Genomic DNA, 22,875 nt, shown 5'->3' with positions numbered 1-22,875 from the left:
CCGTATCTGTTGTCTCTGATATGCGGGTCCACGAGCTGGAAGTCAAGAATTGGAACGATTCTAAATTTCCGCAGCTAAGCTTATCGCGTCGTCCAGCCGATCATCGCCCCAAAACAGCTCGTCCCCGACCAGAAAGCTGGGCGCGCCAAAAAGCCCTTTGGCCTGAGCGGTTTTTGTCTGCGCGATAAGCGCTGCTTTGATCGCCGGATTCTGGGTCTGGGAAAGTAAATCAGCGGCAAGCCCGGCTGAGCTGAGGCATCCGGCCAAAACAGCCTCATCCGCGATGTTCTGCCCTTGGGCAAATTCGGCAGAATAGACGGCGCGCACAAAGGCAGCTTTTTGCCCCTGATCTTCAATCGCCAATGTTAACCTAGCCGCTTTCAGGCCGTTCTGCGGAAAAGGATCGGGCCGGGAAAACGGCAAGCCGCGCTGGGCGGTCAGGCGTTCCATATCCCGCCACATGTAACGGCCTTTTGCCGGGTACAGATTGAACGGAGAATTGTCCCACCCTTGGGCGGCAAAGATTGGCCCCAGCAGAAAAGGCTGCCATTCGACCGAGACGCCCTGGCGGGTGGCAGCCTCTTCGATACGCATCGCGCTGAGATAAGAATAGGTCGAGGCGAATTCGAACCAGAATTGAATGCTGCGTTGCATCGGTGTGGCCTCAGGTAATCGCTTCGAGTTTTTCTTTGCTCAGATCACCGGGAACAATAGTGATTGGGATCGGCAGGCTGCCTGAGTTTTTGGTCAGTTGAGTCACCAATGGGCCAGGTCCCTTTTTGTCAGTGCCTGCACCCAGAACCAGAACGCCGATATCAGGATCGGACTGCACATGCTCGATGATCTGGGCAACGGGCTCGCCTTCGCGGATGGCCAGTTCAGGATCAACGTCTTGCTTGTCGCGCATCCATTTTGCGAAAACTTCAAAATGCGCATGGATACGCTCGCGCGCTTCTTCACGCATGACTGTGGCGACGCCGATCCAATGGTTGAATTCGTCCGGTGGGATTACCGACAGGATTGTTACGCCGCCGCCGGTATGGGCCGCGCGCATAGCCGCGAATCGCATCGCATTCAGGCATTCGCGACTGTCATCCAGAACCACTAGGAACTTGCGCATGGGTGTCCTCATTCATTTCCGGGGATCATGCCCGACTAGGTGCGTGCTGGCAACCAGAGCCTAACGCCCACTGGCGGCCCAGTCCCAATACAGGTCGCGTGCACGCCGGGCGATGGGACCGACCTGAAACCGGGTGTCCTCCAGCGCGGTCACCGGGGTGATCTTGCTCATGTTGCCAGTCATGAATACCTCGTCGGCCCCGTAGAAATCCTCGAAACTCAGAACCGCCTCATGCACAGCCACGCCGTCGGCGCGCAGGTTTTTGATATGTCGTGCACGGGTGATGCCGGCAAGGAAGGTGCCGTTGGGGACGGGGGTAAAGACCTCGCCGTCGCGGACCATAAAGATATTGGCGGTTGCGGTTTCGGCTACGTTGCCCAATGCGTCAGCCACCAAAGCATTCGAAAACCCGTTCGCACGTACCTCGTTCAGCATCCGTGCGTTGTTGGGATACAGGCACCCGGCCTTGGCATTCACCACTGCTGATTCCAGTACCGGACGGCGGAATCGGGTCAGTCCCAGCGTGTCCGAGGCGGTCTCAGGGGCCATCGGAATCTCTTCCAGGCAGACAGCAAACCCGGTGCTGTTTTCCTGCGGTACGATCGCTGTCGCATCTCCGTCGATGCCCCAATACATCGGGCGGATATACACGGCCGCGTCGGGCGCATAGGCTTCAAGCCCTTCCAGCACGATCTCGACCATCTGGTCTTTGGTGACGGTCGGGGTCAGCATCAGCGCCTCGGCAGAGCGGTTCACGCGGGCGCAATGGGCCTCCAGATCCGGGGTCAGCCCGTTGAAGAACCGCGCGCCGTCAAAGACGGATGATCCCAGCCACGTGCCATGATCCGCAGCGCGCATGATCGGTGCATCCCCATCATGCCATTGCCCGTTGAAATAGGTGCGGATGTTCTTGCCGACTGCCATGACGCCCTCCCAAGCTTTGAGGCAAACCTAGGAAGGCGTTAAGGCAACGTCCAGAGCCAATCAGCCCCGTTTCGCACCAACCATGCCGACGATGTCGTAGGTCTGCTGCAGGATCGGGGCCGCAATCGCGCGCGCTTTTTCGGCACCATTTGCCAGAATGCGATCAATCTCGGCCTCTTCACCCATCAGGCGGGCCATTTCGGTCGAGATCGGAGACAGTTTGGCAACCGCCAGATCGGCCAGCATCGGTTTGAACTCGCCAAATTGCTTGCCGCCAACGTCGGCCAGAACCTGATCCGCCGTCTGATCGCTGAGGGCGGCGTAGATATTCACCAGATTGCGGGCCTCGGGGCGGTTGTCCAAGCCATCGACTTCCGAAGGCAGAGCGTCCGGGTCGGTCTTGGCCTTTCGGATTTTCTTGGCGATCGTCTCGGCATCATCGGTCATGTTGATCCGGGTCATGTCAGAGGGGTCGGAGGATGACATTTTGCGCGTCCCGTCCCGCAGGTTCATCACACGTGGAGCGGGCCCTCCGATCACCGGTTCGGTGAGAGGAAAGAAATCCACGCCATAGTCATGATTGAACTTGAGCGCTATGTCGCGGGTCAGTTCCAGGTGCTGTTTCTGGTCCTCGCCAACCGGTACATGGGTGGCGTGATAGGTTAGAATATCCGCTGCCATCAGCGCAGGATAGGCAAGCAGCCCCAACGAGGCGTTCTGCGCATTCTTGCCCGCTTTGTCCTTGAACTGGGTCATCCGCTGCATCCAGCCCATCCGGGCGATGCAGTTGAAAATCCAGGCCAGTTGGGTGTGCTCGGGCACCTGGCTTTGATTGAAAAGGATCGATTTCTCAGGGTTAAGGCCGGCCGCAATGAAGCCGGCACAGACCTCGCGGGTCTTTTCCCGTAGGTTGGCGGGGTCCTGCCAGACGGTGATCGCGTGCAGGTCGACCATGCAATAGATGGTCTCGTAATCCTCACCCTGCATATCCACAAAGCGCTTGAGCGCACCCAGATAGTTGCCTAGGTGCAGGTTTCCCGAAGGCTGGATGCCGGAAAACACGCGCGGCGTGAACTTGGAATCGGTCATCGAAGGGAACTCCCGTCTGGAAAAATCAGCCCCCGTCGCTTACCCATGAGGCAAAGGGACGTCAACAGCCGCGAAAGGCCCGCCCAATGAGCAGTGAGCATTATACACCCGCCGTGAACCCTCTGCCGCCCGTGGTGGTGGCTTTGTGTGTGTTCATCATGGGGGTTGAACTGGCATTTACTCTAGGTACGCGCGGGATCATTGGGGGGCCAACTGCTGTAGGCTGGCGCCTGGACGCTTTGCAGCACTATTCGTTTTCGCCGGATATCTTCGACTGGATGGTGGAAAACGGGCGCTGGCCGTTCGAGCATCTGATCCGCTTTGTCACCTATCCGTTTGTATCCGGTACGTTCACACAGGCCATCTTTGTCTGCGTCTTTGTGCTGGCCATGGGTAAAATGGTGGCCGAGGTTTTTGGCAGCGTTCAGATGCTGGTGATCTTTGTGCTGTCGGGCGTGGGTGGTGCGCTGGCTTATGCACTGTTGCTGGATCCGCGCTTTCCGCTGGTGGGTGGGTTCCCTCCGGTCTATGGGCTGATCGGAGCGTTTACGTGGATATTATGGCGCAAGCTGTCGCTGGTGGGCGCAAACCAATCCCGCGCCTTCAGCCTGATCGCCGTTTTGATGGGCATTCAGTTGTTGTTCGGCCTGCTGTTTGGCGGAACGCTGGACTGGGTGGCTGATCTGGGCGGTTTCGCCACTGGTTTTGCCCTGTCTTTCCTGGTTGCTCCGGGTGGGTGGGCGCGGATCGTCAGGCGTATTCGGCGCGACTGATCAGGATCGACGCAGAGCCTTTCTGAACTCGGAAAGTTTGAATGCACCAATCAGGTGGCCGAGCAGGAAATACGTGACTGCAGCAACGATGATCAAACCGAGCAGTGCCAGGTAACGCCAGCCTTCCAGGGCAAAGGCCCACCCAAACAGCTCAATAGCGGCATACAGGACAGCTCCCATCCCTAGGGACGCCGCAATGATCCGCCATGCCCTGTTCTTGAACCGGTTGTCAAACTGCGCTTCTTCCCCCATTTTTCGCGCGCCCAAGGCCAGCAGTCCAACCATGGCCCATCCGGCCACCGAGGCGGCAATCGCAGGTGCGAACCATCCCACCAACGGATACAGCCCGAAAGCCAGTGCAGCGTTCACGACCATCGCAAACACTGCATAGTGAAAAGGCGAGCGTGTATCTTCACGCGCGAAATACAAAGGCTGCAACAATTTCTGCAGCATGAACGCGGGCAGGCCGATGCCATAGATCGCCACGGCAAGTGCGGTGGCGGCGGTGTCTTCGGGGGTGAACTGTCCGCGCTCGAACAGAACCGAGACCAGCTGGGTGGGGATGAGCACAAAGGCAACGGTCGACGGGATGGTCAACAGCAACGTAAACTCACCTGCGCGAGAAAACGCATCGCGGGCGCCCGATTTGTCCCCAGCGCGCAGGCGGCGAGATAGATCGGGTAACAGGACGATGCCGACGGCGATGCCCACGACGCCCAATGGCAACTGGTACAAGCGATCCGCTGCAAACAACCAGCTGACGGCCTTTTCGGTTTTCGAAGCAACCAGCTGGCCCACCACCAGATTGACCTGTGTAACTCCCATGGCCAAGGCGGCCGGAACCGCAATGCGGACCATGTTGCGCATTTCAGGGCTGAGTTTCGGCAGGCCCGGGCGGATACGGATGCCCGCACGTTCGGTTGCAACCCAGACCAGCGCTAGCTGCGCAACTCCAGCGATGGGGATGACGGCGATCAGCCAACGGATGACCTCTCCGCCTGATATAGCGCCGGCGATCAGTGCTGTGCAGGCAAAGATGTTCAGTAAAATCGGGGCGGCTGCTGCAGCCGCGAAACGGCCGGTTGCGTTCAGCACGCCCGAGAACAGCGCCGCAAGCGACATGAAAAAGATGTAGGGAAAGACCACATATCCATAATCAACGGCAAGGTCGAAGCGGTCGTCACCGTAAAAGCCCTCAGCCGTCAGCCAGACCAGACCAGGCATAAAAACCATCGCCAGCCCGACCAGCGCCAACACCGCCACGGCCAGCAGGTTGAACGCGTCCTGTGCAAAGCCTTGCGCGTTTTCCCCGCCTTCCAGCCGTTTGGAAAACATCGGCACAAAGGCTGCGTTAAACGCACCTTCGGCAAAGAAGCGGCGGAACATGTTGGGCAGGCGAAAGGCGGCGACGAATGCATCCATTACTGGCCCGGGCCCGATGTATGCGGTCAGCAGGATTTCCCGCAGAAAGCCCAGAATACGGCTGGCCAGGGTCCAGAACCCGACAGTGAACAGGCCTGAAAACAGCCGGATCTGTTTCATGAGACCGCGCGCTCGGCGCCTTCGGAGATGGCCTTGCGCAGCTTGGCCTCAAGCCCGCGCTGCTTGCTTTCCGAGTGATATTTCAACCCAAACATATCCTTGACGTAAAAGGTGTCCACCACCTGTTCGCCATAGGTCGCGATCACCGCATTGGCGATATAGACATTGGCTGCAGCAAGCGTTCGTGTCAGATCATAAAGCAGACCGGGCCTGTCCCGGGTATCGACCTCGATGATTGTGTAGATCTCGGACCCGTCATTGTCGAAGATGATATGGGTCGGCACGTTAAAGGCCCGTTCGCGTTTCTTGATCTTGTCGCGCGATTTAAGGGCATCCCGCGCCACGACCTCGCCTTTCATGGTCTTGTGGATCATCTGTGTCAGGCGCGGCAAACGGCTGGCCTCGAACGGGTGTCCATCGGCGTCCTGAATCCAGAACGCATCGGTCACATAGCCGTCTTTGGTGGTATAACTGCGGGCATCAACCACATTGGCCCCGACCAGCGCCAAAGCGCCTGCGATACGGGCAAAAATGCCGGGGTGATCACCCATGGCAAAGCAGGCCCGCGTCGCGTCGCGGTCTTCATCCGGGTGCAGACGGATTTCCATCGCGCCAGCATCACCGCTGCGGTCCAGCTCTTTCAGCATCTCGGCAAATTCTACATGGGTCGAAAGGTTCAGGCCCTGCCAATAGGGGTCATAGTGCCGACCCGTCTCGGTTTTGAGGGCGGCTTTGGTCCATTCCGCCAGCTCGGCCCGCAACGCCTTTTTGGCACCGGCACCGCGATTGGCACGGTTGAGGTCTTCCATCCCGGTCTCAAGCGCGCGCTTGGTTTCTGCATGCAGCGCGCGTAGCAGGGTGGCTTTCCAGTTGTTCCAGGTGTTGGGTCCAACGCCGCGAATGTCGCAGACGGTCAACACGGTCAGTAGGTCCAACCTTTTGACTGTCTTCACGGCCTTGGCAAAGTCGCGCACCGTGCGCGGGTCGGAAATATCGCGTTTCTGCGCCATGTCCGACATCAACAAGTGATACCGCACCAGCCATTCCACGGTTTCTGAATCCGATTTGTTCAGACCCAGCCGAGGTGCAATCTTTCGGGCCATCTGTGCGCCCAAAATCGAATGATCCTCGGGTCGCCCCTTAGCAATGTCATGGATCAGCAGAGCAACATACAGAACCTTGCGATTGACCCCTCCTTCCAGGATTGAAGACGCAAGCGGCAGGGATTCCCCCAACTCTCCGCGTTCAATCTGGGCCAGATTGACGATGCACTGAATGGTGTGCTCATCCACCGTATAGCTGTGGTACATGTTGAACTGCATCATCGCCACGATGTGTTCGAACTCGGGCAGAAAGGCCGACAGCACCCCCAGTTCGTTCATGCGGCGCAGGGCGCGTTCCGGGTTGCCGTGTTTCAGCATCAGGTCGAGAAAGATGCGCCGCGCCTCTTTGTCTTCGCGCATGTCGTCATCAATCAAGTTCAGGTTGGCGCTGACCAGCCGCATCGCGTCCGGGTGGATCAGCATGCCGGTGCGCAGACCTTCCTCGAACAGGCGCAGAAGGTTCAGCTTGTCCGCCAGAAACTTGTTCGGGTCGGCTACATCCAGACGTCCATGGACGACTTTATATCCGGCTTTGATCCTGGGGCGGCGGCGGAAAATACGCTCTAGCAGAGGCGCGCCTTTCATATGCGTCGCCTCGAGTTTGGTCAGGAAGATGCGCGTCAGCTCGCCAACCTTCGTGGCCTCGCGGAAATAGCGCTGCATAAACACTTCGACCGCCCGACGACCGGCCCGGTCTTCGTATCCCATACGGGAAGCAACCTCGACCTGCATGTCAAAGGACAGTTGTTCGGTTGCGCGCCCGGTCACCAGATGCAAATGCGAGCGAACGGCCCACAGGAAATCTTCGGCTTCCACAAAAGTGCTGAATTCCTCGGGGGTGAACAGACCCAGTGGTACCAACTCGGCCACGTCCTGAACGCTGTAGATATATTTGGCAATCCAGTAGAGCGATTGCAGGTCGCGCAATCCGCCTTTGCCCTCTTTTACGTTGGGCTCGACCATATACCGCTCGCCCTGTTTCAGATGGCGCGCGTCGCGTTCCTGCAGCTTGGCCTCGATGAACTGGCGCTCAGTGCCTTTGAACAGATCGTCTTTCAGGCGCGTTTCCAACTCATTTGCCAGATCGGCGTCGCCAGCCAAATAGCGCTGTTCCAACATCGCGGTGCGAATGGTGAAATCCTCGGATCCCAGGCGCAGGCAATCCTTGATGGTGCGCGAAGAATGCCCGACCTTCAGCCGCAGATCCCACAGGATATACAACATGGATTCGATCACACTCTCGGCCCAGGCAGTGATCTTGTAGGGGGTCAGAAACAGCAGATCGACATCCGAGGACGGGGCCATTTCCCCACGCCCATAGCCGCCCACTGCCAGCACGGCCATTTTTTCACCCTGTGTCGGCGTGGCCAGCGGGTGAAGCTCGCGACTGGCCACTTGCATCGCGGTGCAGACCAGCCCGTCGGTCAGGTAGGTATAGGAATGGGTCAGCCGCCGCGCGTCAAATGGATCGCGGACAAAGGCATCGGCGATTGCCTGACGACCGGATTTCTGGACGTTGCGCAAAATCCGCACGGTTTCGCCGCGCCTTTCGGCGTTATCAGATGTCTTGTCGAAGGCCTCTGACAGCAGTGTCATAACGGCTGCGCTGTCAAAGATTTCTTCGGGCTGGCAAATCAGGTCACCCCTTGGGATGAGTGTCAGAGCCAGCCGATCAGAATCCGGCGCCAGAGAAGCTTTGTGGGGCAGGGTCAATCACAACCACCTGTTTGTTCTGGATCGTGGCAATGGCCAGACCACGTTCATTCGTACCGTTGGGTCGCAGACGGAAGATACCGCCAACGCCCTGAAAACCGGCGTTCTGAGTTAGGGCAGATGCGGTCAGAGCGTCGGATTTGCCCTGGCTGACCAAGGCAGCAATCGCGGCTATGCCATCATAGGCTAGGCCACTGATCGGATGTGGTGCCTCGCCATATGTGTTGTTGTACCGCTGACGATAAGCCTGTGCCTTGGATGGGTCCGGCAATGCGAACCAGCCACCCTGAACGCCTGGCAGTTCCAGTGTTTGGGCCGGGATGTCCCAGCGGGTCAGGCCCATATATTGCGTGGTTGCCGGGGAGACGCCCGCTTCTGGTAGAAGCTGGGAATACAGCGGCAACGCCCCTGCAGTGGTCGAAGTCAGAAAGATCGAATCCGCCCCCGAGGACGCCACAGTAGCCTTGATTGTCGGCACCGAGTTGATGACCCCCTGCTGAGAGCGGTCATAGCCGACCGTGCCTGCGTTACCCACTCGGCTGTTGCTCAGCGCGGTTGCAATAGCCGATTGTCCAAGCCGCCCGGCAGCATCGTTGCTATGCACGATGACCGTTCCGGTCTTGCCGCGCGAACCGGCATAGTTGACCAACCGGTTGGCGGTGTTTTCAAAAGTAGGGCCGAGCACGAAGACATTGCCGCCTGCGATGCTGGTATTGTTCGAAAACGACAGCAGATTGACCTTGTTGTTCAGTACCGCAAGACCAGCTGAGTTTGCCGCCTGGGCGTAGACCGGACCGATGATTATCTTTGCACCGTCTGCCACGGCTTGCTGCGCGACTGTTGCGGCGGTACCCGAATTGCCCCGGGTGTCGTAGACCCGCAAATCAATCTGTACATTCTGCAGATCGGACATCGCCAGGCGGGCTGCGTTTTCAAGGCTACGCGCCAGTTCAGCATCCCCGGAATTTCCAGATCCGGCCGGAACCAGCAAAGCAACCGGTACAGGTTTTGAGGTGTTGATCGACGGGCCTCCGCCGATACTGCTGACGTCACACGCCGCCAGAATGGTCGCGGTGGCCAAGACGGCGGCTGCACGCGCCAACTTGCGAACGGGCTTGCAAACGGTAAACATCTAAATGAAAACTCCCTGATCCGGCGGCTTGGGATGCTGCCATTATTTGCGCCGCGATAATAGACGTCACGCTGTGAGGGTCCAGCTTTGAATTTTCAAAAAGTCAAATTGGGCACGGGCCTGTATTTTGTTGCCACTCCGATCGGGGCGGCGCGCGACATTACGCTCAGGGCGCTAGACGTGTTGGCGTCGGCGGACATGATCGCCGCCGAAGACACGCGCAGCCTGCGCCGGTTGATGGAGATTCACGGCGTTCCGCTCGAGGGGCGCCGCATTCTTGCCTATCACGATCACAGCGGTGCAGGCGCCCGCGGCAAAATCCTGGACGCGCTGGCTGAGGGGAAATCGGTGGCCTATGCGTCTGAGGCCGGGATGCCGTTGATCGCGGACCCGGGATACGATCTGGGACGACAGGCGGCCGAGGCGGGGCACACTGTCACCTGCGCGCCGGGGCCGTCCGCCGCGCTGATGGCGCTGACGCTGGCCGGTTTGCCGACGGATGCCTTTTTCTTTGCGGGGTTTTTGCCCAATGCCTCAGGCGCGCGCCGGACGCGGATCGAGACGCTGCGAGATGTGCCTGGAACGTTGGTATTTTATGAATCTCCGAAACGTGTGGCGTCCTGTCTGTCGGATCTGGCCGAGGTTCTAGGGGAAAACAGGCAGGCCGCGATGTGCCGCGAATTAACCAAGAAATTCGAAGAAGTTCGGCGCGGGTCGCTGGCAGAGCTGGCAGAAGAATTGGCGAGTCAGACGGTCAAAGGCGAAATTGTTCTGCTGGTAGACCGTGGGGCTTCGGAAACTGTTAACGATTCAGACATAGAAGAGGCTTTGATACGCGCCCTGGAAACTCATTCAGTACGCGATGCGGCGGATTTGGTGTCGCAGATGTATAAACTGCCGCGTCGACCGATCTATCAGAAGGCGCTGAAACTCGGGAAAGGGTAAGATGACCTCACGCACTGTCCGAAGTTCGGTTTCTTATCATGCGGGTCAGGCGGCGGAACAGCAAGTTGCGGCAGATTACGAGCGGCGGGGATATTCCATAGCACATCGCCGTTGGCGCGGGGCAGGGGGCGAGATTGATCTGATCGTCCGCAACGGTGACGGATTGGTTTTCGTCGAGGTCAAGAAAAGCACAAGCTTTGAGATGGCTGCTGCCCGGATCAAACGGCGCCAGATGGACCGTATCTGTGCCTCGGCCGCCCAATTTCTGGAAGGGGAACCCAACGGCCAGCTGACAAATGTTCGGTTTGATGCGGCTTTGGTGGATGCATTCGGCGCGGTGCAAATCATCGAAAACGCCTTTGATCAGGTCTGACCCCATTGAACCCCCGGCCTGGCTGGGCCATGTATCTGGCGTGAAACTGAGGGACACGCCATGAAAATTGCCTTTCAGATGGACCCGATCGGGGCCGTGGATATCAATGCCGACAGCTCATTCCGTCTGGCCGAAGAGGCACAGGCGCGCGGGCATACGCTGTTCTTCTACAGCCCTGACAAACTGGCTTATCAGGAGGGCCGGATCACGGCCCGCGGCCACGATATGACGGTGCAGCGCGTGGCTGGAAACCCGGCGGAATTGGGGCCCGAGCGCGAGGTTGATCTGGCCGAGTTCGACGTGGTCTGGCTGCGTCAGGATCCCCCGTTTGACATGCACTATATCACTTCTACCCACCTGCTGGACCGGCTTAAGGGACAGGCGCTGGTGGTAAATGATCCATTCTGGGTTCGGAACTATCCCGAAAAACTCCTGGTGCTGGATTTCCCTGATCTGACGCCACCGACAACCATCGCCCGCGATCTGCAGACGATTAAGGCGTTCAAAGAAAAGCACGGCGATATTATCCTGAAACCGCTTTATGGAAATGGCGGTGCGGGGGTGTTCCGGTTGGATGGCAACGACCGGAACCTGACATCTTTGCACGAATTGTTCACCGGGTTTTCGCGCGAACCTCTGATCGTTCAGAAATTCCTGCCCGATGTCAGCAATGGCGACAAACGGGTCATTCTGGTGGACGGTCAGGCTGTGGGTGCAATCAACCGTGTTCCCGCCAAAGGTGAAACACGATCCAACATGCATGTGGGGGGACGGCCCGAAAAGGTTGGTCTGACGGATCGCGATCTTGAGATTTGCGCAGCCATTGGACCTTTGTTGAAGGAAAAAGGGCAGGTTTTTGTTGGTATCGATGTAATCGGCGATTACCTGACCGAGATTAACGTGACTTCGCCAACCGGAATTCAGGAATTGGAACGGTTTGATGGCGTGAACATCGCAGAAAAGATTTGGCAGGCCATCGAAGCCAGGCTTTAAGATGCAATATTGGCGCTGATGCGAAAGCTCAGCGCCTCGGCCACATGGGGTCTTCGGACATCTGATGCGCCGTCCAGATCGGCAATTGTGCGCGCGACCCGCAAGATGCGGTGAAAGGCGCGCGCTGACAAACCAAATTTCTCAGCCGCTTTCAACAGCAGCTCTTTTCCTTCGGCATCCGGCGCGGCGATTTCTTCCAGCACATTGCCCTCAACATCCGCATTCTGGCGCGCGGACGTTCCAGTGTATCTTTGCGCTTGAACCGCACGCGCCTGCTCGACACGCGCGGCTACCGTGGCCGAACTGTCCCCGGATGGAGGCAGGTCAAGGTCGGTGAACCCGACCGGAGGCACCTCGATCCTCAGGTCGAACCGATCTATCAGCGGGCCTGAAATGCGTCCCAGATAATCCTCGCCGCAGACCGGCGCACGCGAACAGGCTCGCGCCGGGTCCGTCAGGTAGCCACATTTGCAGGGGTTGGCGGCGGCAACCAGCATAAAGCGGCAGGGATATTTCACATGCGCATTGGCACGTGCAATCATGACCTCTCCGGTTTCGATGGGTTGGCGCAGGGTTTCCAGAACGGTTCGTGGGAATTCGGGAAATTCATCCATGAACAAAACCCCGTTATGGGCCAATGAGATTTCTCCTGGTTTGGCTCCTTTCCCTCCACCAACAATGGCCGCCATCGATGCCGTATGATGCGGCTCGCGAAATGGTCTGGTGCGGCTGATGCCGCCTTCGTCAAGCAGGCCGCACAGGGATTGGATCATCGAGGTTTCAAGCGCCTCGGCCGGTGTCAGGGGCGGTAAGATCCCCGGCAGGCGCGCGGCCAACATGGATTTCCCGGACCCCGGCGTGCCGATCATCATCAGGTGGTGCCGCCCTGCGGCGGCAATCTCCAACGCGCGTTTCGCCCGCTCTTGCCCTTTGACATCGCGCAGGTCGCGGGTGCTGGGGGAAAGGTTGACCTCGCCGGGCAGGGCAGCGGGCAAAGGGGCTTGGCCCGAGAAGTGGCGGACAACATCGCCCAAAGATTCAGCGCCGATCACCTGAGTAGCGTCAACCCAAGCCGCCTCGGCGCTGGAGGCCCGAGGGCACAGCAGGGTTCGGTCCTCGGCCGCGGCGGTCATCGCGGCAGGAAGCGCCCCGACAACAGGCACAAGAGACCCGTCCAGTGACAATTCCCCCAGTGAAACGGCCCCTTCAGCCGCGTCCTTGGGAATGATTTCCAGGGCTGACAGCAGAGCCACCGCAATGGGCAGGTCGAAATGGCTGCCTTCTTTGGGCAGGTCAGCGGGGGACAGGTTGATGGTGATACGCTTTGACGGCAGGGCAATGGCCATCGAACTTAGCGCGCTTCGGACGCGATCGCGGGCCTCTGAAACTGCTTTGTCGGGCAGGCCGACGATGGAAAAGGCAGGCAACCCCGGTGAAACCGCGCATTGCACCTCGACCGGGCGGGCGTCGACACCTTGAAAGGCGACTGTATGAGAACGAGCGACCATGAACGACCTGCTTGGTTAACAGGTCGTTACTGGCACGCCGCCGGTTTAGGAATCGTTAACGGCGCTGACCATCTGAGTGAATTTCGGCCATGCCTCCGGATCGGCGAGGGTTTTGTCGCGGCAGAACCGATTGCAGAATCCCCAGCGCTGACCGTCCAGGTCCAGAAAATCTGTGACGGGCTCTCCGGAATAGGGGCAGGTCTGGTTGACCGAGGGGCCGCTCTGGGCGGCCACAGCAGACGATGCCCCGCCGATTGGCCAGGGATCCGATTGAAGGTCCAGCGAATACGGGAAAGGGTCGTACTGGACTGTCAGACCCATCGCACGCCACTGCCTGACAACCGGATCCGACAGGAGGGTCAGGCAATAGTCCCGGTTGGCGTCCGAAACAGGCAGCCCATAACCGATGATCCGCGCGGCAACGGGCGTGTAAAACACATCCACCAAAGAATATGTACCGAACAAAGGTCCGGTGTTCGCCCCAGACACTTGGCGCGCATGATCCCAAAGGGTTTCGATCCGGCGCAGGTCAGCAAGCGTTTCGGCCGCCGGTTCGAACCCCTTCCAACTATGAAGCAGCTGCATCGCGCATTCCCCGCGCAGGGCTGAAAACCCGGCCACCATCTCGGTGCAAAGCCACCGTGCAGTGGCGCGGGCAGCCGCGTCAGAGGGCCACAATCCGACCTGTGGGTGGCGCTCAGCCAAGGTCTCGGCCATGGCAAGGCTTTCACCAACCACAGTTCCGTCTGGCAGGCGCAGAGCAGGCACCAGACGCGCCGGGAACAGGGGTTTCATATCCTCGGCCATAGTGCCTGAATAAAGGCCGATCATGTGGTTTCGATAGGGCAGGTCGAACTTTTCCAGCATCAACCAACCACGCAAGGACCAACTGGAAAACAGGCGGTCTCCGATAAACAAATCATAGGTCATGGGCCTAGGATGGCTCAGGCTAATCAATCCGTAAAACAGAGATTTGTGCGCGGCCTGATCACGGGCAGTGATTGATCCGACCGACCGACCAACGGTCGCCGTGATGGGTGATCTCCGTCACGGAAAGATTGTCGATCCGGTGGCCGAAAGCCTCTTGCGCGTCCACATCCATGGCACGCTGGACCTGTGTCAGGATGACGCCGAAATGGGCAACAATGATCAGGTCCTGGCCGGTGTGATCGCCAATCAACCTGTCAATAACCGCGTTGACGCGGGCTCGGACTTCATTCCAGCTTTCGCCGTTTGGCGGGCGAACTTCACCGGGATTGTCCCAGTAGGCGAAGGTTAATTCGGGGTCTTCGGCCTCGATTTCCTCGAAGCCCCGCAATTCCCAACTGCCAAAATTGATCTCTCGCAGGTCGGGGTGGTGGGGCAGGCGGTGTCGGGTGCCCTGTACCGCCGAAGCCGTGTCAGCGGCACGGCACAGGTCGGATGAGATCAACAACCCGTTGGCCGGCAGGTAGCTTTGTAGCCGACCAATGGCGGCGTGGTCGCTTAGATCAGCAGGCAGATCGGACCAGCCGACCATGGTTTTGGCATGGGTTGGACCGTGCCTGACCAGATGCAGGCGCGTCATGGCAGTTGCCCTTTCAACACCACAGGAAGCCCGACGGTGACCTGAACCACCAGATCTGCCTGCGCGGCGAGCGCGATGTTCAGGCGGCCTTGCGCCTCGCGGAATTGGCGAGACAGGGCGTTGCCCGGGACGATCCCGTGGCCAACCTCGTTCGAGACGATGACGACCGGGGCAGGACAGTCTCGTAACGCATCAAGCAGTGCTGTCTGGGCCTGCTGCAGGTCGTGTTCCGCCAGCAGGTGATTGGTTAGCCACATGGTAGCACAATCTATCAGACAGATCTGATCCGGGGTCAGCTCGGCCAGCGTTGCGCCAAGGTCCAGGGGGGCCTCGATCGTGTCCCAACCGCTGCCGCGCTGTGAAACATGGCGCTTAACCTTATCGCGCATCTCATCATCAAACACTTGTGATGTGGCCAGATAAACGCGGCTTTTCCCTGATAAAACAACAAGTTGCTCGGCGAATGCCGACTTTCCTGAGGCTGCTCCGCCCAGCACAAAGGTTAAATCCGAACCCACGATCATTACCTTTTAAGTGATCCACCTGGTGTTGTTCTGCGTATCGACCATGGGTCGGCAAGGCAAGCCCGGGCCGCGCCAGCGAAAAAGGGAGATTTCCATGGCACTGGACAGCGCAAATGATTTCTCGATGTCGCGCAGGGCGATGAAGGCCGAGTTACTGGATGCAGAAACCGAGTTGAAGCTGGCCTATGCCTGGCGCGACCAGCGCGATGAAAAGGCGCTGCACCGGTTAATCACCGCCTATATGCGACTGGCAATTTCGATGGCGGCCAAGTTCAAACGTTATGGCGCGCCGATGAACGATCTGATCCAAGAGGCCGGATTGGGTCTGATGAAGGCCGCTGACAAATTTGACCCGGATCGCGGGGTTCGGTTCTCGACCTATGCCGTCTGGTGGATCAAGGCGAGTATCCAGGACTATGTAATGCGAAACTGGTCAATGGTTCGGACCGGGTCCACCTCTGCCCAGAAATCCCTGTTTTTCAACATGCGTCGCGTCCAGGCCCGGCTTGAACGCGAAGCGGCCACTGATGGGATGGCGCTGGACCGTCACCAGTTGCACCAGATGATAGCAGCCGAGATTGGTGTTCCGTTGCGCGACGTTGAGATGATGCAAGGCCGGCTGGCAGGGTCGGATTTCTCGTTGAACGCTGTGCAATCCACGGATGAAGACGGGCGCGAATGGATCGACGCGTTAGAGGATGACCGGGAACAGGCCGCTGAAACCGTTGAAAACAAGCACGACACCGAACAGTTGCGCGAATGGTTGGTGATGGCGATGCAGGCCCTCAACGACCGAGAGCGCTTCATCGTGCGCGAACGCAAGCTGCGTGAACCGGTGCGCACACTGGAAAGCCTGGGTCAGGAACTGGGCCTGTCGAAAGAGAGGGTGCGTCAGCTTGAAGCCGCGGCTTTTGTAAAAATGCGTAAGAACCTTGAAGCTCAATCGCGCGAGGTGCAACACTTCATCGCATGAAACAGATTGCGATTCTGATGTGTACGCTGATGGTTATGGCTGGGTCCGGTCATGCCGATGACCTGATCCCTGACGATGTTGCGGCAGCGATGCGAATGGCAGACGTTGTTTTGCTGGGCGAAACCCATGACAATCCCCGCCATCATCTGGTTCAGGAACGGGCGATTACATTGATCGACCCCTCCGCCGTGGTCTGGGAAATGGTCACCGAGGAAGGCGCGCAGCGCCTGGCGCAAAAAGCGGCGTCCGATCCCGAAGAACTGTCACGCATCCTGCGTTGGGCGGAATCCGGCTGGCCCCCTCTCAGCCTGTATTACCCGATCTTTCAGGCCACGGATGCGCCGGTCTATGGCGCAATGGTCCCGCGTAAGGCAGCGCGTACAGCGATGGAACGTGGCGCTGCAACTGCGCTGGGCGCTGACGCAGCGCGGTTTGGGTTGACCGTTCCTCTGTCAAAGGCGGAACAGGCGGCGCGCGAGGCTGACCAGATGGCGGCGCATTGCGATGCGCTGCCGGAAAGCGCTCTGCCGCAGCTGGTTGCGATCCAAAGGTTGCGCGATGCGGTGCTGGCACGGGCCATATTGCGTGCCGTTGACGAAACTGGTGGCCCGGTTGCGGTAATCACCGGAAATGGCCATGCCCGAAAGGATCGCGGTATTCCGACATTCCTGTCGCGCCTGCGTCCGGGTCTTAAGGTCTATGTCCTGGGTCAGTCCGAAGACGGCAGCATCCAAGGCGAGTATGATGCGGTCATCGACAGCCCGACCGCTGACCGAGAAGACCCCTGCCTGGCCTTTCAGCCGCAGAATTAACCGCTGGAACTGTTGGGCGCGCTTGCCTAATGTCGGGGCCGACCGAGACGGGAAGGGCACAACATGCTGGCATCGAAACGGATTCTGCTGATCATCGGTGGCGGTATCGCTGCCTATAAGTCGCTGGATCTGATCCGGCGACTGAAGGAACGCGGCGCCGCTGTGACCCCGGTCCTGACCCGCGCGGCCGAAGAATTCGTGACCCCTCTGTCTGTCGCCGCGCTGGCCGGTGAGAAAGCCTATCGCGATCTGTTCGATCTGACCGATGAGGCCGAGATGGGGCATATCCAGCTGTCCCGTTCCGCCGATCTTGTCGTGGTCGCTCCGGCGACTGCGGATTTAATGGGCAAAATGGCAGGTGGGTTGGCGAATGATCTGGCCTCGACCCTATTGATGGCGACTGACACACCGGTTCTGTGTGCGCCTGCGATGAATGTCCGTATGTGGGATCACCCGGCGACGCGTCGTAATTTTGAACAGTTGCAGGCGGACAGCATTCGGTTTGTCGGGCCGAACGAAGGCGACATGGCCTGTGGCGAATTTGGGCCGGGCCGCATGTCGGAACCGCTTGAGATTGTCGCCGCGATTGAGGCGTGGCTGGGCAGCGGACCCCTCAGCGGTAAACGCATTCTTGTGACCTCGGGTCCCACGCACGAGCCGATTGACCCGGTGCGCTATATCGCGAACCGCTCATCCGGGGCGCAGGGCACAGCGATTGCACGTGCTCTGTCTGCGTTGGGTGCAGAGGTTGTGTTTGTGACCGGACCTGCTGAGGTTCCCGCACCCGATGGGGTCGAGGTTGTGCGGGTTGAAACAGCCCAGCAGATGTCAGACGCGGTGGATGCAGCATTGCCTGTCGATGCCGGGGTATTTGCCGCAGCCGTGGCGGATTGGCGGGTGGCCAGCGCGTCGGACCGCAAGCTGAAAAAGACGCGCGACGGTCTTCCGGCGCTGGATTTTGCTGAAAACCCGGACATTCTGAAGCGGGTCGCCAAGCTGGACGATGGACGCCCCGCGCTAGTTGTTGGCTTTGCTGCGGAAACCGACAACGTGATCGAACATGCGACCGCCAAACGCGAGCGCAAAGAGTGCGACTGGATCGTTGCCAATGATGTCAGCCCTGCGACCGGGATCATGGGAGGGGCCGAAAACGCGGTGATCCTGATTTCCGACGATGGGGCCGAGGAATGGCCACGCATGGGCAAAGACGCAGTGGCCGAAAAACTGGCACGCAAGATTTCCGACGCGTTGGCCGGTTAGACAAGAGGATATCCGATGGTAGCAATTCGTGTGATCCGTGAGGACGGGGCCGACCCTTCGGTGCCCTTGCCATCTTATGAAACCACCGGAGCGGCAGGCGCGGATGTGCGTGCAAACTTCCCGGGCAAGACACCGATCACGTTGCTGCCCGGTCAGCGGGCTCTGGTTCCCACCGGACTGCGGATTGAAATCCCAAATGGGTATGAGGTGCAGGTCCGGCCCCGCTCGGGCCTTGCGCTGAAATACGGGATCACGCTGCCCAATACGCCGGGTACGATCGACAGCGACTATCGCGGCCCTCTGGGGGTGATCCTGTTGAACGCTGGGCAGGAGAGCTTTGAAATCACCCATGGGGAACGTATCGCCCAACTGGTCGTCGCCCCGGTGGTGCAGGCGTCATTCGAGGCCACGGATACACTCAGCGATACTGACCGCGGTGCAGGCGGGTTCGGTTCGACCGGGCGCGGCTGATGTTACTTGTCCTGATCATCGCCGCAGCACTTTGGGGGCTCGGCTATCTGGCTGGCGTGTCACGCAATGCACGGATGATTTCGGTTGGGGTGTTGTTGCTGGGGGTAATCTCGGCACAGCTGGTTTTGCCCCTTGGCAACCCCCTGCGTCAGGCCACGGGTGGTTCTGCTGCGACCTGGTTGATTTTGATTGGTACGGGGGTTCTGGTTCTGATCTATGGAAGGGGACTGAAAGCGCTGCGAAAACGCGCGGCGCCGGCCTCGAACAAGGAGCCAGCCATGCCCTCAGACAAATTCTCCGAGACCGAGCTTGACCGCTATGCCCGCCATATCGTGTTGCGCGAAATTGGTGGGCCAGGGCAGAAAAAGATGAAGCAGACCCGCGTGCTTGTGATCGGCGCCGGGGGGCTTGGGGCGCCCGCTTTGCAGTATCTGGCTGCGGCCGGGGTCGGCACGATCGGGGTGATTGATGATGATGAGGTTGAGAACGCCAATCTTCAGCGTCAGGTGATCCACCAGGATGCGGATATCGGCATGCCCAAGGTTTTTTCGGCCCAGCAGGCCATGCTGGCGCAAAACCCGAATGTGGTTGTTCTGCCCTATCACCGCCGACTGACCGAAGAGGTCGCCACCGAGCTATTTTCCGATTTTGACGTCATCCTGGACGGAACTGATAATTTCGACACGCGCTATTTGGCCAATCGCACGGCGGTCGCGTTGGGCAAGCCGCTGATTTCGGGGGCTCTGTCGCAATGGGAAGGCCAGCTCAGCGTTTTCGACCCGGCCAACGATGCGCCTTGTTATCAGTGCATTTTCCCCGAGGCTCCGACTCCAGGTCTGGCCCCGTCCTGCGCCGAGGCTGGGGTGATCGGCCCCTTGCCTGGCGTCGTCGGTTCGATGATGGCTGTTGAGGCGATCAAGGTGATCACCGGGGCGGGTCTGGCACTGAGGGGTGAGATGCTGATTTACGACGCTCTCTATGGCGAAAGCCGCAAGATTACACTGCCTCGCCGTGCAGATTGCCCCGTTTGTGGCAAAGGATAACCCCCCTGCTCTGGATCGAACGCGCCGTCGTTCTTAGGTAGGGGACAAAGGAGACTTCAATGACCAACCCGATTCTGTCCGCCTGGACCAGCGCGTTCGAAATTGCACCGTTCGACACGATATCCGACACGGATTTCGCCCCGGCCCTGGACGCGGCCATGCAGGCCCATAACGCTGAGATTGGCGCGATTGCCTCTAACCCGGAGGCCCCGACTTTTGCCAACACGGTCGAAGCGCTGGAAGCTGCAGGAGAGATGATGGACAAGGTTCTGTCGGTATTCTTCACGGTCGCGGGCGCAGACAGCAATCCCTTGCGTGAGGAGTTGCAGCGCGAATTTTCACCCAAGCTGGCCGCGCATTTCTCGGGGATTTCGTCCAACAAGGCGTTGTTTCAGCGGGTTGCCGATCTGTGGGTGCGCAAGGATGAACTGGGCCTGACGGATGAGCAGGCACGCGTTCTGATGCTGTCGCATCGCGGGTTTGTGCGCGCTGGTGCGGCGCTTGAGGGAAACGAAGACACGCGGATGCAAGAGATCAAAGCGCGGCTTGCCTCGCTGGGGACGTCCTTCACCCAGAACCTTCTTGCCGATGAGCGCGATTGGTTCATGGAATTGTCCGAAGATGACCTACAGGGGCTTCCTGATTTTGTGGTCAATTCTGCCCGGGCAGCGGGTGAGGAAAAGGGTGCAAAAGGACCGGTTGTCACCCTGTCCCGGTCACTGATCGTACCGTTTCTGCAGTTTTCACCGCGCCGGGATTTGCGCCAGAAAGCCTATCGTGCATGGACTGCCCGGGGGGCAAATGGCGGCGAGACTGACAACCGGGAAATTGCCGCCGAAATTCTGCAGTTGCGTCAGGAACGTGCAAAGTTGCTGGGCTATGAAAGTTTTGCCGATTTCAAACTGGAAACCGAAATGGCCCGCACGCCCGACCGCGTCCGTGATCTGCTGATGCAGGTTTGGGAGCCTGCAAAGACGCGTGCCAATGCTGATGCTGAAATCCTGACGCAGATGATGCAGAATGATGGAGTGAATGGCCCTCTGGAGGCATGGGACTGGCGCTACTATGCAGAAAAACGCCGCAAGGCGGAACACGATCTGGATGAGGCGGCGCTGAAACCGTATCTACAGCTGGATCGGATGATCGAGGCCTCTTTTGCCTGCGCAAATCGCCTGTTCGGGTTGGAGTTCAAGCAGCTGGATGTGCCGTTGTACCATCCGGACTGCCGGGCCTGGGACGTGACTCGGAACGGGCAGCATATCGCGGTGTTCATCGGGGATTACTTTGCACGCGGCTCCAAACGGTCAGGCGCTTGGTGCAGTGCGATGCGCGGGCAGGCCAAGTTTCCCAAGGTGCAGGCTCCGGTCGTGATCAACGTTTGTAATTTTGCCAAAGGCGATCCGGCGCTGTTGTCATATGACGATGCGCGGACCTTGTTCCATGAATTTGGCCATGCGTTGCATCAGATGCTGTCGAATGTGACCTATGAAAGCATCTCGGGCACTTCCGTTGCGCGCGACTTTGTCGAGCTTCCCAGCCAGCTATACGAACACTGGCTTAAAGTCCCAGAGGTTCTGGCCGAATTCGCCACTCATGCCGAAACCGGCGCGCCGATGCCGCAGGAGATGCTAAAGAAAGTGCTCAAGGCCGCCAATTTCGATCAGGGGTTCCAGACTGTAGAATATGTGGCCTCGGCGCTGGTTGATCTGGCCTTTCATGAGGGCGCTGTGCCCGACGATCCGATGGCGAGACAGGCAGAAGTTCTGGCGGATCTGGGAATGCCCGCGGCAATCCGGATGCGCCATGCCACGCCGCATTTTGCGCATGTGTTTGCCGGTGACGGCTATAGCGCAGGCTATTACAGCTATATGTGGTCCGAGGTCATGGATGCAGACGCCTTCGCCGCGTTCGAAGAGGCGGGGGGCGCCTTTGATTCCGAACGCGCAAAAGCGCTGGAGGAAAATATCCTGTCCACTGGCGGTTCCCGCGAAGCCGAAGACCTGTATCTGGCCTTCCGCGGTCGTTTGCCGGGGGTTGAGGCCCTGCTGAAGGGGCGCGGCCTTATCGCAGCCTAATATCCCAATTCGCGGTCAACGAGGTGCAGGAAAGGCTCGCCCGCCTCACCTCTGCGAATATTTTCACAGATCACCTGCGCCGATGTAACGGGGCGGGTTTCAGAGGCAACGTGAGGCGTCACCGTGACGTTTGGATGCGTCCAATACGGGTGGCTCGCAGGCAGCGGCTCGACCCGGAAAACATCCAGCGTTGCGTGACCGATCTGGCCCGTATCCAGAGCTGCCAGCAAGGCTTGATCGTCGATCAGCGGCCCTCGGCCCGGGTTGATGATATGCGCACCCTTGGGCATCAGGGACAGGGTTTCGCCGTTCAGTGTGTTTTCCGTGGCAGGTGTATCGGGCAGCAATAGAACCGCGATCTCGGCCTGTGTCAGTGCCGCACGCAACCCATCCTCACCGTGAAAGCAGGTGACTCCGGGGATGGCCTTGGCCGAGCGGCTCCAGCCGGTAACGTTGAAATTCAGTACAGACAGCGCGAGGGCTGCGGCCTCTCCCAATGCGCCAAGGCCCAGGATGCAGACGGTTCTGTCCGAGGCCAGCGGTGGTGGATCTGGGGCCCAAACCCCATCCTGAACCGTGATGTGTCGGTCCATACCCAGATGATAGCGCAGCACGTGACCGACGACCCATTCGGTCATCCCCTGCGTCAACCCGTGGTCCACCATTCGCGCCAGCGGCACAGTCAGAGTGTCATTCTCGACGATGCTTTCGATCCCAGCCCATAGGCTGAGCACGGCCTTGAGGCGGGTGTAAGGTGCAAAATCCCGTAAGCCGCTATTGGGCGCATAGACGACGTAATCCACCTGATCTGGTTCAAACGTGGTGCCTAGCTGAAACGCGACCCCGGCATTAGTCAGGTACTGTGTCATCAAGGGTTGATACACGGGCCATAGTTCGGGGCGTGCCGAGAACAGGATGTTTGCAGTCATAACGGG

22 protein-coding genes are annotated in these 22,875 nt (G+C 59.1%); 10 read left to right on the top strand and 12 right to left on the bottom strand.

Annotation, left to right across the window (positions count from 1 at the left end; genetic code table 11):
- Positions 1–60: 60 nt before the first annotated feature.
- Genes AC2FLB_RS10105 through trpS form a run of 4 tightly spaced genes read right to left on the bottom strand, consistent with a single transcriptional unit; the run spans position 61 to position 3,133 of the window.
- Entirely contained in the window at positions 61–654 is a 594-nt protein-coding gene (locus AC2FLB_RS10105) for a 2-hydroxychromene-2-carboxylate isomerase (protein ID WP_496709187.1), read from the bottom strand.
- A 10-nt stretch (positions 655–664) separates the two neighbouring features.
- Complete coding sequence (locus tag AC2FLB_RS10100; protein WP_142635548.1) at positions 665–1,120, bottom strand: universal stress protein; 456 nt, start codon at positions 1,118–1,120, stop codon at positions 665–667.
- Positions 1,121–1,180: 60 nt separating this feature from the next.
- On the bottom strand, positions 1,181–2,044 hold the full coding sequence (locus tag AC2FLB_RS10095; protein WP_496709186.1) for a branched-chain amino acid aminotransferase: 864 nt from the start codon (positions 2,042–2,044) through the stop codon (positions 1,181–1,183).
- A gap of 60 nt (positions 2,045–2,104) precedes the next feature.
- Positions 2,105–3,133, bottom strand: coding sequence for a tryptophan--tRNA ligase (trpS, locus tag AC2FLB_RS10090; RefSeq protein ID WP_496709185.1), 1,029 nt, complete (start codon positions 3,131–3,133; stop codon positions 2,105–2,107).
- An 86-nt stretch (positions 3,134–3,219) separates the two neighbouring features.
- Between trpS and AC2FLB_RS10085 the strand changes: the two genes are divergently transcribed.
- Positions 3,220–3,906 (top strand): rhomboid family intramembrane serine protease, encoded by a 687-nt coding sequence (locus AC2FLB_RS10085; protein WP_281995206.1) that lies wholly within the window; start codon positions 3,220–3,222, stop codon positions 3,904–3,906.
- Here the strand turns inward: AC2FLB_RS10085 and murJ are convergent, their stop codons facing one another.
- From murJ to AC2FLB_RS10070, 3 genes are read right to left on the bottom strand one after another with little or no spacing between them, the layout of a single operon-like run.
- Positions 3,907–5,448: a murein biosynthesis integral membrane protein MurJ gene (gene murJ / locus AC2FLB_RS10080; RefSeq protein WP_281995205.1), complete on the bottom strand. Its 1,542-nt coding sequence runs from the start codon at positions 5,446–5,448 to the stop codon at positions 3,907–3,909.
- Entirely contained in the window at positions 5,445–8,264 is a 2,820-nt protein-coding gene (locus tag AC2FLB_RS10075; RefSeq protein ID WP_496709184.1) for a [protein-PII] uridylyltransferase, read from the bottom strand. The genes murJ and AC2FLB_RS10075 overlap by 4 nt, the downstream gene beginning before the upstream one ends.
- Entirely contained in the window at positions 8,224–9,396 is a 1,173-nt protein-coding gene (locus tag AC2FLB_RS10070; RefSeq protein WP_282021626.1) for a penicillin-binding protein activator, read from the bottom strand. Before AC2FLB_RS10070 ends, AC2FLB_RS10075 begins: the two co-directional genes overlap by 41 nt.
- A gap of 87 nt (positions 9,397–9,483) precedes the next feature.
- Here AC2FLB_RS10070 and rsmI point away from each other — a divergent pair, with 87 nt between their 5' ends.
- Genes rsmI through gshB form a run of 3 tightly spaced genes read left to right on the top strand, consistent with a single transcriptional unit; the run spans position 9,484 to position 11,707 of the window.
- Positions 9,484–10,341, top strand: coding sequence for a 16S rRNA (cytidine(1402)-2'-O)-methyltransferase (gene rsmI, locus AC2FLB_RS10065; RefSeq protein ID WP_496691774.1), 858 nt, complete (start codon positions 9,484–9,486; stop codon positions 10,339–10,341).
- Between the two features lies 1 nt (position 10,342).
- Positions 10,343–10,714 (top strand): YraN family protein, encoded by a 372-nt coding sequence (locus AC2FLB_RS10060; RefSeq protein WP_281995202.1) that lies wholly within the window; start codon positions 10,343–10,345, stop codon positions 10,712–10,714.
- Between the two features lie 60 nt (positions 10,715–10,774).
- Entirely contained in the window at positions 10,775–11,707 is a 933-nt protein-coding gene (gshB, locus tag AC2FLB_RS10055) for a glutathione synthase (protein ID WP_281995201.1), read from the top strand.
- Here the strand turns inward: gshB and AC2FLB_RS10050 are convergent.
- From AC2FLB_RS10050 to cobU, 4 genes are read right to left on the bottom strand one after another with little or no spacing between them, the layout of a single operon-like run.
- Positions 11,704–13,215 (bottom strand): YifB family Mg chelatase-like AAA ATPase, encoded by a 1,512-nt coding sequence (locus AC2FLB_RS10050; protein ID WP_496691773.1) that lies wholly within the window; start codon positions 13,213–13,215, stop codon positions 11,704–11,706. The two genes, gshB and AC2FLB_RS10050, sit on opposite strands and share 4 nt — an antisense overlap.
- Before the next feature lie 45 nt (positions 13,216–13,260).
- Positions 13,261–14,145, bottom strand: a complete 885-nt coding sequence (locus AC2FLB_RS10045; protein ID WP_142635570.1) for a glutathione S-transferase — start codon at positions 14,143–14,145, stop codon at positions 13,261–13,263.
- Positions 14,146–14,203: 58 nt separating this feature from the next.
- Positions 14,204–14,782: a histidine phosphatase family protein gene (locus AC2FLB_RS10040; protein WP_496691771.1), complete on the bottom strand. Its 579-nt coding sequence runs from the start codon at positions 14,780–14,782 to the stop codon at positions 14,204–14,206.
- On the bottom strand, positions 14,779–15,300 hold the full coding sequence (cobU, locus tag AC2FLB_RS10035) for a bifunctional adenosylcobinamide kinase/adenosylcobinamide-phosphate guanylyltransferase (RefSeq protein ID WP_496709183.1): 522 nt from the start codon (positions 15,298–15,300) through the stop codon (positions 14,779–14,781). Before cobU ends, AC2FLB_RS10040 begins: the two co-directional genes overlap by 4 nt.
- 100 nt (positions 15,301–15,400) lie before the next feature.
- On the opposite strand from cobU, the gene AC2FLB_RS10030 reads away from it, so the two are divergent.
- The 6 genes from AC2FLB_RS10030 (at position 15,401) to AC2FLB_RS10005 (ending at position 21,940) form a co-directional block, all read left to right on the top strand.
- A complete protein-coding gene (locus AC2FLB_RS10030) occupies positions 15,401–16,279 on the top strand; it encodes an RNA polymerase factor sigma-32 (RefSeq protein ID WP_142635576.1) in 879 nt (292 codons plus the stop codon).
- Entirely contained in the window at positions 16,276–17,091 is an 816-nt protein-coding gene (locus AC2FLB_RS10025; RefSeq protein WP_496691769.1) for a ChaN family lipoprotein, read from the top strand. The genes AC2FLB_RS10030 and AC2FLB_RS10025 overlap by 4 nt, the downstream gene beginning before the upstream one ends.
- Before the next feature lie 63 nt (positions 17,092–17,154).
- The gene (gene coaBC, locus AC2FLB_RS10020) at positions 17,155–18,351 is read left to right on the top strand and encodes a bifunctional phosphopantothenoylcysteine decarboxylase/phosphopantothenate--cysteine ligase CoaBC (protein ID WP_496709182.1); all 1,197 of its coding nucleotides are present in this window, start codon (positions 17,155–17,157) and stop codon (positions 18,349–18,351) included.
- A gap of 15 nt (positions 18,352–18,366) precedes the next feature.
- On the top strand, positions 18,367–18,822 hold the full coding sequence (gene dut / locus AC2FLB_RS10015) for a dUTP diphosphatase (protein WP_496691767.1): 456 nt from the start codon (positions 18,367–18,369) through the stop codon (positions 18,820–18,822).
- Positions 18,822–19,865 (top strand): HesA/MoeB/ThiF family protein, encoded by a 1,044-nt coding sequence (locus AC2FLB_RS10010; protein WP_496709181.1) that lies wholly within the window; start codon positions 18,822–18,824, stop codon positions 19,863–19,865. Before dut ends, AC2FLB_RS10010 begins: the two co-directional genes overlap by 1 nt.
- A 59-nt stretch (positions 19,866–19,924) precedes the next feature.
- The gene (locus tag AC2FLB_RS10005; protein ID WP_496709180.1) at positions 19,925–21,940 is read left to right on the top strand and encodes a M3 family metallopeptidase; all 2,016 of its coding nucleotides are present in this window, start codon (positions 19,925–19,927) and stop codon (positions 21,938–21,940) included.
- On the opposite strand, the gene AC2FLB_RS10000 is transcribed toward AC2FLB_RS10005, so the two are convergent.
- Complete coding sequence (locus AC2FLB_RS10000) at positions 21,937–22,869, bottom strand: 2-hydroxyacid dehydrogenase (RefSeq protein ID WP_496709179.1); 933 nt, start codon at positions 22,867–22,869, stop codon at positions 21,937–21,939. The genes AC2FLB_RS10005 and AC2FLB_RS10000 overlap by 4 nt on opposite strands.
- Between the last annotated feature and the right edge of the window lie 6 nt (positions 22,870–22,875).

This window comes from Ruegeria sp. CDSA236, assembly GCF_059611285.1.
This window is presented reverse-complemented; position numbering and strand designations above follow the sequence as displayed.